At 56.9% G+C, this 16,069-nt stretch carries 15 protein-coding genes and 1 pseudogene; 10 read left to right on the top strand and 6 right to left on the bottom strand.

The features are described 5' to 3' along the window. Positions 1-79: 79 nt before the first annotated feature. From cdd to USF70_RS19105, 4 genes are all read right to left on the bottom strand, one after another. Complete coding sequence (cdd, locus tag USF70_RS19090) at positions 80-964, bottom strand: cytidine deaminase (protein ID WP_087823027.1); 885 nt, start codon at positions 962-964, stop codon at positions 80-82. Between the two features lie 129 nt (positions 965-1,093). Beyond that, positions 1,094-1,789, bottom strand: a complete 696-nt coding sequence (locus USF70_RS19095; protein ID WP_029740398.1) for a CidB/LrgB family autolysis modulator — start codon at positions 1,787-1,789, stop codon at positions 1,094-1,096. After that, complete coding sequence (locus USF70_RS19100) at positions 1,786-2,181, bottom strand: CidA/LrgA family protein (RefSeq protein ID WP_167819162.1); 396 nt, start codon at positions 2,179-2,181, stop codon at positions 1,786-1,788. The genes USF70_RS19095 and USF70_RS19100 overlap by 4 nt, the downstream gene beginning before the upstream one ends. 191 nt (positions 2,182-2,372) lie before the next feature. Then, positions 2,373-3,089, bottom strand: a complete 717-nt coding sequence (locus USF70_RS19105; protein WP_320735912.1) for a type 1 glutamine amidotransferase — start codon at positions 3,087-3,089, stop codon at positions 2,373-2,375. Between the two features lie 59 nt (positions 3,090-3,148). Between USF70_RS19105 and USF70_RS19110 the strand changes: the two genes are divergently transcribed. The 6 genes and pseudogenes from USF70_RS19110 to USF70_RS19135 all read left to right on the top strand — a co-directional run bounded on the left by USF70_RS19110 (position 3,149) and on the right by USF70_RS19135 (position 10,966). Continuing rightward, entirely contained in the window at positions 3,149-3,946 is a 798-nt protein-coding gene (locus USF70_RS19110) for an AraC family transcriptional regulator (protein WP_033146026.1), read from the top strand. 41 nt (positions 3,947-3,987) lie between these two features. Next, on the top strand, positions 3,988-4,920 hold the full coding sequence (dusC, locus tag USF70_RS19115) for a tRNA dihydrouridine(16) synthase DusC (RefSeq protein ID WP_213729957.1): 933 nt from the start codon (positions 3,988-3,990) through the stop codon (positions 4,918-4,920). 301 nt (positions 4,921-5,221) lie between these two features. Then, on the top strand, positions 5,222-6,568 hold the full coding sequence (locus tag USF70_RS19120) for a carbohydrate porin (RefSeq protein WP_320735913.1): 1,347 nt from the start codon (positions 5,222-5,224) through the stop codon (positions 6,566-6,568). Positions 6,569-6,734: 166 nt separating this feature from the next. After that, positions 6,735-7,568, top strand: a complete 834-nt coding sequence (gene licT, locus USF70_RS19125) for a BglG family transcription antiterminator LicT (protein WP_023616723.1) — start codon at positions 6,735-6,737, stop codon at positions 7,566-7,568. 24 nt (positions 7,569-7,592) lie between these two features. Continuing rightward, positions 7,593-9,559 (top strand): annotated as a pseudogene (bglF, locus tag USF70_RS19130) (PTS beta-glucoside transporter subunit IIABC). A 12-nt stretch (positions 9,560-9,571) separates the two neighbouring features. Then, complete coding sequence (locus USF70_RS19135; RefSeq protein WP_320735914.1) at positions 9,572-10,966, top strand: 6-phospho-beta-glucosidase; 1,395 nt, start codon at positions 9,572-9,574, stop codon at positions 10,964-10,966. Positions 10,967-11,005: 39 nt separating this feature from the next. On the opposite strand, the gene yohP is transcribed toward USF70_RS19135, so the two are convergent. Continuing rightward, positions 11,006-11,089: a small membrane protein YohP gene (gene yohP / locus USF70_RS19140; RefSeq protein ID WP_320735934.1), complete on the bottom strand. Its 84-nt coding sequence runs from the start codon at positions 11,087-11,089 to the stop codon at positions 11,006-11,008. 203 nt (positions 11,090-11,292) lie between these two features. On the opposite strand from yohP, the gene mdtQ reads away from it, so the two are divergent. Together mdtQ and USF70_RS19150 are read left to right on the top strand one after the other, a co-directional pair. Next, complete coding sequence (mdtQ, locus tag USF70_RS19145) at positions 11,293-12,711, top strand: multidrug resistance outer membrane protein MdtQ (RefSeq protein WP_320735915.1); 1,419 nt, start codon at positions 11,293-11,295, stop codon at positions 12,709-12,711. A 50-nt stretch (positions 12,712-12,761) separates the two neighbouring features. Beyond that, positions 12,762-13,526: an SDR family oxidoreductase gene (locus tag USF70_RS19150; protein WP_246946441.1), complete on the top strand. Its 765-nt coding sequence runs from the start codon at positions 12,762-12,764 to the stop codon at positions 13,524-13,526. Between the two features lie 94 nt (positions 13,527-13,620). Here USF70_RS19150 and USF70_RS19155 read toward each other — a convergent pair whose 3' ends face one another. Further along, positions 13,621-14,193, bottom strand: coding sequence for a DedA family protein (locus USF70_RS19155; protein ID WP_039263154.1), 573 nt, complete (start codon positions 14,191-14,193; stop codon positions 13,621-13,623). Positions 14,194-14,350: 157 nt separating this feature from the next. Between USF70_RS19155 and USF70_RS19160 the strand changes: the two genes are divergently transcribed. Both USF70_RS19160 and pbpG read left to right on the top strand, forming a co-directional pair. Continuing rightward, a complete protein-coding gene (locus USF70_RS19160; protein ID WP_033146018.1) occupies positions 14,351-14,938 on the top strand; it encodes a Yip1 family protein in 588 nt (195 codons plus the stop codon). 167 nt (positions 14,939-15,105) lie between these two features. After that, positions 15,106-16,029, top strand: a complete 924-nt coding sequence (pbpG, locus tag USF70_RS19165; protein WP_023312453.1) for a D-alanyl-D-alanine endopeptidase — start codon at positions 15,106-15,108, stop codon at positions 16,027-16,029. The last annotated feature ends 40 nt before the right edge of the window (positions 16,030-16,069 follow it).

Consider the following 16,069-nt stretch of genomic DNA (forward strand, 5'->3'; position numbering starts at 1 on the left):
GCCTGGTTAGCGCAAGAAACAGCGACTCAACTGAGGGGTTTTTCAGCAAACTGGCGGGCATTTCTGCCCGCCGGAAGGATTACGCAAGCAGTACGCGGTCAATCGTCGTGCAGCCCAGCGCTTTAAGCGTCGCGGCGGTCGCATCCCACTGAATCAGCGGCGCATCGGCAATTTCTGCCAGAATAGCGCGCTGAATGTCCGGATAGTCATAGCCGTTCAGGCTCAGCAGGTTAAGCGCGCCCTGCAGCGGTGGCAGGGTTGGGTTAAACGCGGCGTTTTCCGCGTAGCTGCCGCTAAAGATCCGGCCATCGCGGCACTGCAGCGCCACGCCGCTCGGGGATTTGCTGTACGGCGTGTGGCTTTTGTTCGCCGCGCAAATGGCCGCCTGGCTCAGGTCATCGCCGGACAGGGCGTAACCGTGGTCCTGATCGTCCATCAGCAGCGTTTTGATCTCCAGATCTTTCGGACCAAAGGCGTCCGGCAGATAATCCCCCAGCGTATGCGGCGCGCGGCCCGGCAGGTTGATGCGCAGCTGCAGCCCGCTGTTCAGCTCGTTCATAAACTGACGGCAGTGGCCGCAGGGGGTGTAGTTAACGGTAATGGCGCTCAGGGCTTTTTCACCGCGCAGCCAGGCGTGGCTGATGGCGCTCTGCTCGGCGTGAACCGTTTGCTGCATGGTCGCGCCCAGGAACTCCATGTTGCCGCCGAAGTACCAGGTTCCGCTGACGCCGCGCGCAATGGCCCCGACGTTAAAGTGGGAGAGATCGGCCCGCGCGCAGGCGGCAGCCAGAGGAAGCAGTGCGAAAGCCAGCGCGTCTTCGTCCAGTCCCGTTGCTTGTTTCAGCATCGTGACCTGCTCCGCGGTCAGCAGGGCGGGGAAGTGTGCATCTGCCAGAACGGGAGCCAGGGCTGACTGCAAATTCTCTGCAAGCTGGGCGAAAGCAGCTTGAAAACGTGGGTGCATGGCGTTTGCCTCATAAAGGTTAATGGATCGGTAGTTTACGGAGCCGTCAGGGCTTTATATGTGATCCACTTCTCATTATGTATGCAACTTATGAAATCAAAATGAAATTTGCGCGACGCATCGCAAATTTTAGCCCATCACCGCCAGAATCAGCGGGAAAATGAACGGGGCCAGCAGGGAGGTGATAATCCCGCAGATCACCAGCGCCAGGGAGCTAAACGCCCCTTCCTGATAATCCAGCTCCGCGCAGCGGGCGGTGCCCAGGGCGTGGGAAGCTGTTCCCATCGACAGCCCCCGTGCCGCTTTAGTGTGAATACGCATCCCGTTCAGCAGGGTGTGACCAAACACCGCACCCAGAATACCGACGAAAATGACGCACATCGCGCTGATGGCCGGGATCCCGCCGAGGCTGCCGCCGACCGCCATCGCGATAGGCGTGGTCACCGATTTAGGCAGGATAGAGGCGGCAATTTGCGGGGAGGCCCCCATCAACAGCGCCACCGACGTGCCGGTGATCATCGCCACCAGGCTGCCCACAAAACAGATGGTAATGATGGATTTCCAGCGGGCGCGGATCTGATGGAGCTGCTCGTATAAAGGAAAGGCGAGCGCCACAACGGCAGGCTGCAGCAGGTCGTTTAAAATTTTGCTGCCGGCAAAGTAGCGTTCGTAGGGAATGCCGGTGAGCAGCAGGAACGGAATAATCACCACCATCGCCACCAGCAGCGGGTTCAGCAATGGCATTTTGAAGCGTGCGGCAAGCTTGCGCGCGGCGAAGAACACCGCCAGGGTTAACGGCAGCGACCACCAGATATTGGCCATCATTTTTTTGTTTTCTCCCCGACCACGTTACGTTCGCCATGCACCAGATGCGAACTCCAGCTCACCACAAGGAAAACCACCAGCGTACTGACCGCGCAGGAGACCACAATCGGGCCGAACTGGGCCTTGAGCAAATCAAAATACTGCATGACCCCGACACCGATGGGCACGAAAAGCAGCGCCATATAGCGAATGAGAACGAAGCAGCCGGGGTTGACCCATTTTACGGGCAGGATTTGCAGCGCCAGCAAAACGAAGAGGATCAGCATACCGATAATGCTGCCGGGAATAACAATCGGCAGCAGCGACGCGATGAAAATCCCGGCGTACAGGCAGGCGTAAATCAGGACGAATGCGCGCAGATATTGCCAGATAATGTTCAATGATTTGCTCATGGTGATAGTCCTTGCTGAAACGCATTCATCATACAATTAAACCCAAAAATGTGCCACGGATCACATCATGAAATTTGAGCATACCAGACATTCCAGAATGGAACGTCTGGTATCACCGCACAGGGGCAGGCTACAGTTTAGAGGAAAGGGCGTGCGGTGGCGAAGTGACGAGCCAGAGAAATGCCTCTGAGTCAGGCCTCGCGTTGGGCGGCGAGTTTATCCAGAAATGAAAACAGCACCTGATTCATTTCGCGATAATCATGCGAGCGTAATTTTTCCGCCGTTTCGACAAAACGAAATTCAGCCGCGCGGCGGAGATCGTTCTGCGAATGTTCAATCAGCAGCTCAACCACCTCCGGCGTCAGTTCCATATGACACTGAAAACCGTAAATCCGTTCGCCATATTGCACGATCTGACGGGGGCAGCCCTCGCTGTAAGCCAGCACTTTAGCCTGCGGCGTCAACCCTGGCATGTCGTTATGCCAGTGACCGACGTTCAGCTCGTGGCCAAAATCCTCAAACAGCGGGTTCGCCTTGCCTGCATCTGTGAGCCTGACGGGAAATTTGCCGATCTCTTTTTCCGGGCTATGGCAAAACGCGGCGCCCAGCGCTTCACCGATAAGCTGCGAGCCCAGACAAACGCCAATCACCGTTTTACCTGCCTCTATTGCGCGGCCGATGAGCCGTATTTCCGCCTGCGCGTCAAACCAGGGGCACTCCTGAAGCGTGGTGGCAGGCGACTGCGGGCCTCCCATGATGATAAGCAAGTCTGTGCTCTGCAGATCCTCGGGTAACGGATCGCCCTGATAAACTCTGGAGTAGCTCATACTACAGCCGCGATTTTTCCCCCAGATTTCATATGCGCCTGGCGCTTCGAAATGTTCATGAATGATAAAATGAATGTGCATTGCGTCTCTCTCCGGTTACGTGTACAAGCAGCATCATAAGAGGAAGGGAGGAATGTGAAATGCCAACCGTTATCGATAAAACGCCAATTCATGACGATGCTATCGGATGGTCCAGAGGGGCAATTAGCTATACGCGCGGCGAAGTGGATCCCCCTCACCGGCATCCACAGGGGCAGCTTTTGTTTGCCATCAAAGGGGTGATGCTGGTCGAAACCGGCAATAAGCGTTGGGTCATACCACCACAGCGCGCGCTCTGGATCCCTCCCTTTCAGGAACACACCTACAGCGTGTTATCCGCAACGGAGCTCCGCGCGGTCTGGTTTAGCCCCGCGCTGATATCGCAATGCCGATCTTTTAAACGGAAAGAAGAGGTTCACGTGATTATGGCGACGGCGTTGTTCAAAGAGCTGATTGCCGGGCTGTTCAGTGCGCAATACCGGCCAGCCAGTCAGCGCAGCATGGCCGTTTTGCTGCTCGAAATCCTCAGCGAGGCGCAGCAGATTTCGGCCGAATTACCGATGCCCGTGGATGAGCGGTTACATCGCGTTGCCTGTGACATCATTGCCAGCAATCTCTGGGATGTTTCGATGGAAAGGCTGGCGGAACAGGCCGCGATGTCTGAACGCACATTCTCACGCGCCTTTATCAAAGATACCGGCTTTAGCTTCCGGGCCTGGCGACAGCGCGCAAGGATTTGTGCCTCGCTGGATCTGCTCGCCAACGGATACCCGGTTAAGCAGGTGGCCTGGATGCTGGGGTTTTCTGGCCCGGCGGCATTTGCGGCGGCGTTTCGCGCCATTGTGGGGGCAACGCCGGCTGACTTTCTCCCTGAACAGAAGCGCTTCCCAGCGATATAGAGAGCGGCTACTATAGCGCGTCTTTTTTCACAGGTACTGCTATGCGTGTTTTACTGGCCCCAATGGAAGGCGTGCTCGACTCCCTCGTGCGCGAGCTTCTGACCGAGGTGAACGATTACGATCTCTGCGTGACGGAATTTCTGCGCGTGGTCGATATGCTGTTGCCGGTAAAATCCTTCTTCCGCCTGTGCCCCGAGCTGCACAACCAGAGCCGGACCTCTTCCGGCACGCTGGTGCGTATTCAGCTGCTCGGCCAGTATCCCGAATGGCTGGCGGAAAACGCCGCCCGCGCGGTTGAGCTGGGCTCTTACGGGGTGGATCTCAACTGCGGCTGCCCGTCGAAGCTGGTGAACGGCAGCGGCGGCGGGGCGACGTTGCTGAAAGATCCTGAGCTGATTTACCGCGGCGCGAAGGCCATGCGTGAGGCCGTGCCTTCGCATTTGCCGGTGACGGTGAAGGTGCGCCTGGGATGGGACAGCGACGCGCGGCAGTTTGAAATCGCCGATGCGGTGCAGCAGGCCGGGGCCACCGAGCTGGTGGTGCATGGCCGCACCAAAGAAGATGGCTACAAGGCCGAGCGCATTAACTGGCAGGCGATCGGTGAGATCCGCAAGCGCCTCACCATTCCGGTGATCGCCAACGGTGAAATCTGGGATTATGAGAGCGCGCAGGCCTGTCTGAAGGCCACCGGCTGCGATGCGGTGATGATCGGTCGCGGCGCCCTGAATGTGCCGAACCTCAGCCGGGTGGTGAAATATAACGAGCCGCGAATGCCGTGGGAAGACGTCGTCACGCTGCTGCAAAAATACAGCCGACTGGAAAAGCAGGGCGACACCGGCTTGTATCACGTCGCGCGAATTAAACAGTGGCTGAGTTATTTACGCAAAGAGTACGATGAAGCGCTGGGATTATTTCAGGAGATTCGGACATTGCAGACTTCGTCTGAAATTGCCCGGGTGATTCAGTCAAAATAATAAGCGTTAAATTGCTCACACTTTTTTAAACCAGAAAACCGTTCTGGTTTTCAACGTGGCGCGACGGTGTTAAGGTGCCACTGTTTTCAACACAGGATTGTTACTGGTTAACAGGCAAAACCTAAGCGTTTCACAGCATTTTCGCTGTGGAGCGCTTAGGTTTTTTTTTGCCTCTCGTTTACGCAGGAGAGAAATTTGGCTTAGCGCTTTTTACTGATTTAAAAAAATGAAATATCGACAGGAAATAGAAAAATTTCCTGCGGCCGGTTACGCACAAAATACTCAATCACAGGTTGTTATTATGGCATATAAAAATAAATTCTTTGCACTCGTCTTATTAGCGATATCCCCGCTGTCGGTGGCGCAGGACTGGAACGGAACGGTATTAGGTTTTGAAGCTCCGCCGGAGCCTGTTCTGGGCGAAATGCTCGGCATACGTAAAATCCTCAACGATAACGGTTTTACCTATAACCTCGGATACCTGAATGAAATTGGCTGGAACGGCGGTGGCGGATATAACCACGACTCCCACGTGGCCTATATTGACCAGTTTGCGCTGACCTTCAACCAGGACCTGGAGCGCTGGACCGGTATCCCGGACGCGCGTATCGAGGGGAATATCGTCAACCGTAACCACAATGACGACCTCACCACTAAACGCGTACAGGACCCGCGCGTTAACTTTAACGATCTGACCCAGGAGAGCTGGGGCGGGCAGTCGATTACCCGTCTGGGCTGGCTGACCTTTGCCCGCAGCTTTGACGACCGGCGTCTGACCTGGCGCATCGGGATGATGAACAAGGTGCAGACCTTCGATCAAATCATCCCCTGTGATTTCCAGCTCCTGTCGCAGTGCGGCGGGAAGTCAGCCAACTCGCTGACGTGGAACAACTGGAACGTTCACACCTGGGGCACCACGCTTGCCTATAAATTAACGCCGACGCTGACCTTAAAAGGTGGCGTGATGGAGCAAAATCCCGAGGCCTCCAGCCGCAGCCACGCGTGGAGCTGGTCGACGAAGGGCAGCAAAGGGGTTTTACTGCCGGTTGAAATTGAAGCGCGTCCGCTGATTAACGGCCTGCCGGGGGCGTATAACCTGGGCGTGGTGTTTACCAACGCGCCGCAAACCGATCTCTATCGCGGCAAATCCGGCGGGGCGGGCGCGACGGACCCGAACGGGTTCGAAACGCACAGCCGGACCTGGTTTATGTACGCCGGGCTAAACCAGCAGCTTACGCAGCATCAGGACGATCCGAATCGCGGGTTGAGCACCTCTTTCAGCATGAGCCTTGCGGATCAGAGTACCAACTACATGCATCAGGTTTACGCCGCCTCGCTGCGCTACCGCGGGCTTTTTGACGCGCGGCCGGAAGACTGGATTGGCTTCGGGCTAACCTGGATTGATATGAGCAGCCAGTACGCCCGCAACCAGCGCTATATGAACAGCCTGAGCGGCGTGTCGGACTATAACGATCCGGCGTATCACCCGGAGCCAGGCCACTCCCTGAACGGTGAGTTTTATTATCGCTTCCGTCCGGTGTCGTGGCTGGAGCTGCAGCCGGGCATTCAGTACTGGCACCATCCCGGCGGGGTCAGTCGCACCCAGGATGCCTGGGTTACCGAGCTGAAAACGGTGGTGAGCTTCTGATATCACCGTAGCAAGTTCGATCCGCGTCACGTTTCTGACGCGTGATGCATTGAGGCTATGAATGAAACTGATAGAGTGCCAGAACTGGATTGTTACTGCTTAGGCAGGCAAAACCTGATTTTCTGGCATCTGCCGGAGGTCAGGTTTTTTTGTTTCTGGGGTTCAGATGAAAATCGCCAAGATACTCAATAATAACGTGGTGGTTGTTCAGGATGAGCGCGGGCGCGAACAGGTGGTGATGGGCCGTGGGCTGGCCTTTCAGAAGCGCGTCGGCGAAGCGCTCGATACCGCGTTGGTTGAAAAGGTGTTTGCGTTACAAAGCGATGAGCTGGTGCGTCGACTCGGGGAGTTGCTGAGTCAAATTCCGCTGGAGGTGATGACCACCTGCGACCGCATCATCGGGCTGGCGGCGCAGCGGCTGGGCAAGCTGCAGGAGAGTTTGTATATCACCCTCACCGACCACTGCTACTTTGCGATTGAGCGGCAGAAGAACGGGCTGGCCATCAAAAACGTGCTGCTGTGGGATATTAAACGGCTGTATCCGAAGGAGTTCGAATTAGGGCAGGAGGCGCGGGCCATTATCGCCAGACGCCTGAACGTCGAGCTGGAGGAGGATGAGGCCGGGTTTATCGCGCTGCATCTGGTCACCGCGCAACTGAACAGCGAAATGCCGGAAGTGATGCACGTGACGCGGGTGATGCAGGAGATCCTGCAGCTGGTGAAGTATCAGCTGCAGCTTGAGTACGATGAAGAGTCGCTCAGCTATCAGCGTTTCGTCACTCACCTGAAGTTTTTTGCCCAGCGGATGCTGACCCGCACCGTGGTGGAAGATGACGATGTCTCGCTGCATACGGCAGTAAAAGACAACTACGCGAAAGCGTGGAAATGCGCCGAGAAAATCGCCCAGCACCTGAACAAAAGCTATCAGCGTGAGCTGACAACCGAAGAAATTATGTTCCTCGCCATTCATATTGAACGGGTGAGAAAAGAGGGGCGTTAAGCCTCAAAACAGGATTGTTACTGCATCACGCAGGCAAAACCTGAGCGCGGCCTTAGTCAGAAGGTCGTTCTCGGGTTTTTTTATTTTTTGTACTCAGTCAACAGGTGCCTGCAGGCATCGGATGTAAGGAAATCGAGATGGAATACCAGGCTTTAGCGAAGGATATTCTCGGCCACGTTGGCGGAAAAGAGAACATCGTCAGTCTTGTACACTGCGCGACCCGGCTTCGCTTCAAACTGAAAGAGAATCAACGGGCGGATGCGGAAGGGCTCAAGAAAAACCCGGGCGTCATCATGGTGGTCGAAAGCGGCGGCCAGTTTCAGGTAGTGATTGGCAACCACGTCCACGACGTCTGGCAGGCGGTGCGCAATGAGGCAGGCCTTACCGATGACGCGCCCGTCGTGGAAGAGAGGGGGGAAAAGGGCAACCTGCTGGGCCGCCTGATTGACATCGTCTCCGGGATCTTCACCCCGTTTATCGGCATTCTGGCCGCGTCCGGTATTCTGAAAGGGCTGTTGGCGCTGGCGATTGTCTGCGGCTGGCTCACCACCGAAAGCGGCACCTATAAAATCTGGTTCGCCGCCAGCGACGCGCTGTTCTTCTTCTTCCCGCTGGTGCTGGGCTATACCGCCGGGAAAAAATTCGGCGGCAACCCGTTTATTACCATGGTGATCGGCGGGGCGCTCACCCATCCGATGATGATTGCGGCGTTTAACGCCAGCCAGCAGCCGGGCGCGGTATCGGACGCCTTTTTGGGCATTCCTGTCACCTGGTTTAACTACAGCTCGTCGGTGATCCCGATTATTCTCGCCTCGTGGGTGAGCTGCTGGCTGGAAAAACAGAGCACCAGGCTGCTGCCTTCCTCAATGAAAAACTTCTTCGCGCCGCTGATCTGTCTGGGCGTGACAGTGCCGCTGACTTTCCTCGTTATCGGGCCGCTGGCGACCTGGCTGAGCCAGATGCTGGCGAACAGCTATCAGAGTATTTACGTTCTGGCACCGTGGCTGGCGGGCGCGGCGATGGGCGCGCTGTGGCAGGTCTGCGTTATTTTTGGCCTGCACTGGGGGCTGGTGCCGCTGATGATTAACAACCTGGCGGTGCTGGGGCATGACTCCATGCTGCCAATGCTATTGCCCGCGGTGTTTGGCCAGGTGGGGGCAGCGCTGGGGATCTTCCTGCGTACCCGCGATGCCCGTCAGAAAATGCTGGCGGGTTCATCGGTGACGGCAGGGATATTTGGTATTACCGAGCCGGCCGTTTATGGGGTAAACCTGCCGCTGCGCCGCCCGTTTATCTTTGGCTGCGTGGCGGGAGCTATCGGCGGGGCGATTGTCGGCTTCAGCGATACCCACGTTTACTCCTTCGGCTTCGCCAATATCTTTACCATCGCCCAGATGATTCCGCCGGGTGGGGTAAACGCCACGCTGTGGGGCGGCGTGATCGGCACCGCGGTAGCGCTGGTGCTGAGCTGCGGCATGACGCTGGTGGCGGGCATGCCGGGACGCGCAGCGGCGGAAGCTGCGGTTACGGCAGGGGAAAACGATGTCTTATCCCCGATGACCGGGACCGTTCTGGCGCTCGACCAGGTGCCGGATACCACGTTTGCCAGCGGCCTGCTGGGCAGCGGTGCCGCGATTATTCCCTCGGATAACAAAGTGGTGGCCCCGTTTGCCGGCGTGGTGGCCTCGCTGTTTCAGACCAAACACGCCATCGGCCTGCTCAGCAACAGCGGAATTGAAGTGTTGATTCACGTGGGGATCGACACCGTGAAGCTCGACGGCAGGCCGTTTACCGCCCACGTGAAGGTGGGCGACAGGGTAGAGCCCGGCGATCTGCTGCTGGAGTTTGACCGACAGGCGATTATCGATGCCGGATACGACCTGGTGACCCCGATCATTATCAGTAACAGCGATGAGTATCGCGATGTGGTGACCGTGGCGGCAACGTCCGTCAATGCCGGTGCGCCGTTACTCAGCGTAAGCCATCAATAACAGGAGAACGTGATGAAAACTTTCCCGGACGATTTTTTATGGGGCGGCGCGGTTGCCGCGAATCAGGTAGAAGGCGCGTATCTGGAGGAGGGGAAAGGGCTGTCCACCTCGGACGTTCAGCCGCAGGGTGTCTTCGGCCCGGTGGTTGAGCGCGTGGCGGGCGACAGCGGCATCAAGGACGTCGCCATCGACTTCTATCACCGCTACCCGGAAGACATCAAACTGTTCGCTGAGATGGGCTTTAGCTGCCTGCGCGTCTCCATTGCCTGGACGCGTATCTTCCCGAACGGCGACGAGCTGCAGCCTAACGAAGCGGGGCTGGCGTTTTACGACCGGCTGTTTGACGAGCTGGCCGCGCACAGCATTACCCCGCTGGTAACGCTCTCGCATTACGAAATGCCGTGGGGGCTGGTGAAGCAGTACGGCGGGTGGGGCAGCCGCCAGACCATTGGGTTCTTCGAGCGCTACGCCCGTACCGTGTTTGCGCGCTACAAGGAGAAGGTGAAGCTCTGGCTGACCTTCAACGAGATCAATATGTCTCTGCACGCGCCGATGACCGGCGTGGGCCTGCCGGAAACCAGCAGCAAAGGGGAGGTGTACCAGGCGATCCACCACCAGCTGGTGGCCAGCGCGCTGGCCGTGAAGGCCTGCCACGAGATTATCCCGGATGCCAGAATCGGCAACATGCTGCTGGGCGGCCTGATGTATCCGCTGACCTGCAAGCCGGAAGATGTTCTGGAGACGCTGCAGGAAAACCGCGCGTGGCAATTCTTTGGCGACGTGCAGTGCCGTGGCGCCTACCCGGGCTATATGCAGCGCTTCTTCCGCGACAATGGTATTCAGCTTGAGGTCACGGATGACGACCGCGAGGCGCTGAAATCGACCGTCGATTTTATCTCGTTCAGCTACTACATGACGGGCTGCGTCACCGCGGATGAGGCCCTCAACCAGCAGGCGCGCGGCAATATCCTGAGCATGGTGCCAAACCCGCATCTGGCAAGTTCCGAATGGGGCTGGCAGATTGACCCCATCGGCCTGCGTACCCTGCTAAACGTGCTCTGGGATCGCTATCAGAAGCCGTTGTTTATCGTGGAAAATGGCCTCGGGGCGAAGGATAAACCGGATGCGGACGGCGTAGTGCAGGATGATTATCGCATCAGCTACCTTAACGACCACCTGGTGCAGGTGCGTGAAGCCATTGACGACGGCGTTGAGGTGATGGGGTATACCAGCTGGGGGCCAATCGACCTGGTGAGCGCGTCTAAAGCTGAACTCTCCAAGCGCTACGGCTTTATTTACGTCGATCGCGATGACGGCGGTAACGGCACGCTGGCGCGCAGCCGTAAGAAAAGTTTCTACTGGTATAAAGAGGTGATTGCCACGAAAGGGGCTTCGCTGAAAGCCTGATATTAATGACGTTGCCCGGCTCTGAGCCGGGCAAATAGATTACAAAATCATCTTGAATACGCCGGTAACCACTAAGAGCCCTATCAGAAATATAATTAAAATAGCCCACAGTAATATTTTCATTCCTTTCTCCCGCTCATGTATGTCCTGAATAAGTGTAGCAGCGTATTTATATTTGACGTGAATGCATTGAATTTAATCATTCTCTTCGGGAATAAATTTCCGGGTATTAAAATGTATGACAATTTGCGGATTGCCACGCGTTACTAAAAAAATGAACGATATCGAGCGTAACGTGCGCCTTTATTTTTTGAGTGTATGGCGTCATGAAACGTTCTCTTATTTTATCTCTGAGCGCACCCTTCGCTTTTATTCTGGCAGCCTGTGCGCCTGAACATGCCACGGTGTCTCCCATTAAAACGCAAACCGCTGCGGCGTCGGTGAATACGGTTCTGAATCATCAGGACTGGCCGAAGAATGAGTGGTGGAAAGCGTATAACGATCCCCAGCTTAACGGGCTGATTGCGAAAGCGTTGAGCGATGCGCCGGATATGCAGATTGCCCGTCAGCGCATTACGCTTGCCGAAGCCCAGGCCAAAGCCGCAATGGCCGCTGACGGTCCGCAGATTGATTTTTCCGCCGATGCGGAACGCCAGAAAATGTCCGCCGAAGGGCTGATGGGGCCTTTCGCCCTTACCGACCCGGCTGCAGGCACCACCGGGCCGTGGTACACCAACGGCACCTTTGGGCTGACCGCAGTCTGGGATCTCGATCTGTGGGGAAAAAATCGCGCCCGGGTCGAGGCCCGGATTGGCAAAGTGAATGCGCAAAAAGCGGAGCTGGAGCAGACCCGCCAGCTGCTGACCAGCAGCGTGGCGCGGCTCTACTGGGAGTGGCAAACTCAGGCCGCAGCGGGGGAGCTTCTCGCGCAGATCAAACATGAGCAGGACAATATTATCGGCGCCGACCGCGAGCTGTATCAGCAAGGGATCACCTCCTCCGTGGAAGGGGTGGAAACCGATATCGACGCCAACAAAACCGAAGAGCAGCTGGCTGAAGTCAACGGGAAGATGAAAGCCGTAGAGGCGCGTCTGGTCGCGCTGACGAATTCTTCCTCCGTAACGCTTACGCGGCATGCGCTGCCGACGGTCGACGCCGCGCTACCGCCGACGCTCGGTTATGAGCTGCTGGCCCGCCGTCCGGATCTCCAGGAGGCGCACTGGTATATCGAAGCCTCCATGAGCGAGGTGGAGGCCGCCAGAGCGGCCTTCTATCCTGACGTGAATCTGATGGCGTTCTTACAGCAGGATGCCCTCCATCTGAGCGATCTGTTTCGCGCTTCAGCGCAGCAGATGGGCGTGACCGCCGGGCTTACGCTGCCGATCTTCGACAGCGGCAGGCTGAACGCCAGCCTGGATATCGCCCAGGCGCAGAACAATCTCTCGGTCGCGAACTACAACAAAGCGGTGGTCGAAGCGGTCAATCAGGTGGCGCGCACGGCCAGTGAAGTCGAAACGCTGACGGCGAAGAACCACCATCAGCAGCAGGTTGAAAAAGATGCGGCGCGGGTTGTGGCGCTGGCGCAGGCGCGCTTCAGCGCGGGGATCGTTGCGGGCTCGCGGGTCAGTGAAGCCAGGATCCCGGCCCTCAGGGAAGACCTCGCCGGATTGTTGCTGAAAGGCCAGTATGTCGACGCCACGCTGCAGCTGACGTCGGCGCTGGGCGGCGGCTATCATCATGGCTAAAAATGGTCATTATCTATACTTACCTCTTTGCAGTTTTTCAGGAGGTGAGTATGACCAGAGTAGCGATAGTGACCGCATCGGATTCCGGGATTGGTAAAACCACGGCGCTGATGCTCGCAGAGCGCGGGTTTGATATTGGCGTCACCTGGCACTCGGATGAAAAAGGGGCGCTGGAAACCTGCCGCGAAGTTGAAGCGCAGGGGCAGCGCGCAGAGGCTATCCATCTTGATTTAAGCACGCTGCCGGAAGGCGCAAAGGCTATTGAAACGCTGATTGCGCGTTTTGGTCGGCTGGACGTGCTGGTTAACAATGCCGGAGCGATGACCAAAGCGCCGTTCCTTGAGATGCCGTTTGACGACTGGCGGAACATTTTCACCGTCGACGTGGACGGCGCGTTTCTCTGTTCGCAGATTGCCGCCCGGCAGATGGTGAAGCAGGGGAAAGGAGGGCGGATTGTGAATATCACCTCGGTGCACGAGCACACGCCGCTGCCGGAGGCCAGCGCCTACACGGCGGCAAAACACGCGCTCGGCGGGTTAACCAAATCCATGGCGATGGAACTGGTTAAGCACAACATTCTGGTGAACGCCGTCGCGCCGGGCGCCATTGCCACACCGATGAACGACATGGACGACAGCGAAGTGAAGGAAGGCTCAATGCCGGAAATCCCGCTGGCAAGACCGGGCCACACCAGAGAGATTGCCAGCCTGGTGGCATGGCTGTGCGACAGCGACGCCAGCTACACGACGGGACAATCGTTTATTGTCGACGGGGGCTTTATGCTGGCGAACCCGCAGTTTAAGCCGGAGGGGTAGTTTTCCCTCACCCTAACCCTCCCCCAAAGGGAGAGGGAACTAAAAACACCCTCTCCCTTTGGGAGAGGGCCGGGGTGAGGGGAGGAGACCGCACTCACTCCTCATCCCGCGTCTTATCCCGGTGCTTCAGCCACAGCCTGACCCCAATCACCGCCGCAACCACCAGAATCAGCCACGCCCAGTGCTTCAGGTGCTGGTCGAGATTATGCAGCCACGGGCCAATCACTTCGCCCCCGACGTAGCCGAGCGTCGTAAAGATCAGCGCCCAGGCTATCGCACCAAGAACATTGAGCGGCAGGAAAATTTTTGGCGGCAGATGGCTGGCGCCAATCAGTATCGGCCCGATAATACGAAAGCCGTACATAAAGCGCGTGCCGATGACGAACAGATAGGGATGACGTTGAATGAGCCGTTGAGCGCGGCGGATTTTCTTCTGATGCTTTGCGAAACGCTTAAGCAGCGTTGGCCCGAAGCGCAGCCCGAGAAAGTAGAGCAGCTGATCGCCAATCATTCCGCCGAGCGCGACCGCTGCGACGACCAGCGGGAATTTCAGCAATCCCTGATGCGCGGCGACGCCGCCTAGCAGCGTGATGGTTTCACCTTCTGCCACGCTACCGACGACCAGCGCAGCATATCCATATTGTTCAATGAGTGCGTTAATATCCATTACGTGAATGTTATCTCCCTCTGCTTACCTCGTTTAATCATATACCCCATGAATCAACAGCGGGGAAATCAACGGAAATTTCCCACTGTACAGAAAATAATCTAAAGCCTGCATTATACTTAAGGTATCGCTGACGGGCCGACAACAAGGGGGCGCTATGAACCATGTCTGGGGACTTTTCTCCCATCCCGATCGTGAGATGCATGTCATTAAAAGTGAGAACGAAACGGTCTCGCATCATTACACGCACCACGTGCTGCTGATGGCTGCGGTGCCGGTAATATGCGCTTTTATCGGAACAACACAAATCGGCTGGAACTTCGGTGACGGCACCGTGGTTCAGCTTTCCTGGTTTACCGGGCTCTATCTGGCCATCGTTTTTTATGGCCTGATGCTGGCGGGTGTGGCGATAATGGGGCGCGTCATTCACTGGATGGCGCGTAACTACCCGCAACGTCCATCGCTGGCGCACTGTATGGTCTTTGCCGGATATGTCGCGACCCCGCTGTTCTTAAGCGGTATTGTTGCGCTCTATCCACTGGTCTGGCTGTGCGCGCTGATCGGTACCATTGCCCTCTTTTACACCGGGTATCTGCTGTATCTGGGGGTTCCAACCTTCCTGAATATCAATAAAGAAGAAGGCCTGAGTTTTTCCAGTTCAACACTCGCCATCGGGGTGCTGGTGCTGGAGGCGCTACTGGCGCTGACGGTTATTCTTTGGGGTTACGGATACCGTCTCTTCTGAGTTCACTGCATTGCTGGCGTAAATGCCAGCAATGCAGCATCTGTTCACGATTATCCGCTGGCGACAACGCCCGGTGACCGCTATGATGCCGAAGCCAGCCTGTGTTTATCCGTTGATACAGGCGGTGTACGTCATGACGTGCGTGAATAATTATCAGAAGTCTCACCATGCTGAAATTCCGAGTCTCTTTACTTAGCCTGGCGCTGCTGCTGGGTGCGTCCGCTGCCGTGCCGGCCGTCGCTAAAACGCCCGCGGTGACCGCCGCTGCTGCTCAGCCGCAAATTGCGTCCGGCAGCGCGATGATTGTCGATCTCAACACCAATAAGGTGATCTACGCCAGCCATCCGGACCTGGTGCGCCCGATTGCCTCAATAACCAAATTAATGACCGCGATGGTGGTGCTTGATGCACATCTGCCGCTGGACGAAAAATTGAAAGTGGATATCAGCCACACGCCTGAGATGAAAGGGATCTACTCTCGCGTGCGTCTGAACAGTGAAATCAGCCGTAAAAATATGCTGCTGCTGGCGCTGATGTCGTCTGAAAACCGTGCGGCGGCGAGCCTGGCGCACCACTATCCGGGTGGCTATGACGCCTTTATCCGCGCGATGAACGCGAAAGCCAAAGCGCTGGGAATGACCAATACGCATTATGTTGAACCGACGGGTCTGTCGATCAACAACGTCTCCACGGCCCGCGACCTGACGAAACTGCTGATTGCCAGCAAACAATATCCGCTGATTGGTCAGCTCAGCACTACCCGTGAAGAGATGGCGACCTTTGCGAACCCGGCCTATACGCTGCCGTTCCGCAACACTAACCATCTGGTATACCGCGATAACTGGAATATTCAGTTAACCAAAACCGGCTTTACCAACGCGGCAGGACACTGTCTGGTGATGCGCACCGTGTTTAACGGTAAGCCGGTGGCGCTGGTGGTGATGGATGCCTTCGGCAAATATACCCACTTCGCGGACGCGAGCCGCCTGCGTACCTGGATTGAAACCGGGAAAGTGCAGCCCGTTCCGGCCGCAGCATTGACGTATAAAAAGCAGAAAGCGGAACAGATGGCGACGGCGCAGAACGACTGAGTCGTTTGTGCGCGCTGATGCCCTCACCCCGACCCTCTCC

The sequence above is a fragment of the Enterobacter sp. 237C8 genome (assembly GCF_034106865.1).
GTDB classification, from domain to species: domain Bacteria; phylum Pseudomonadota; class Gammaproteobacteria; order Enterobacterales; family Enterobacteriaceae; genus Enterobacter; species Enterobacter asburiae_B.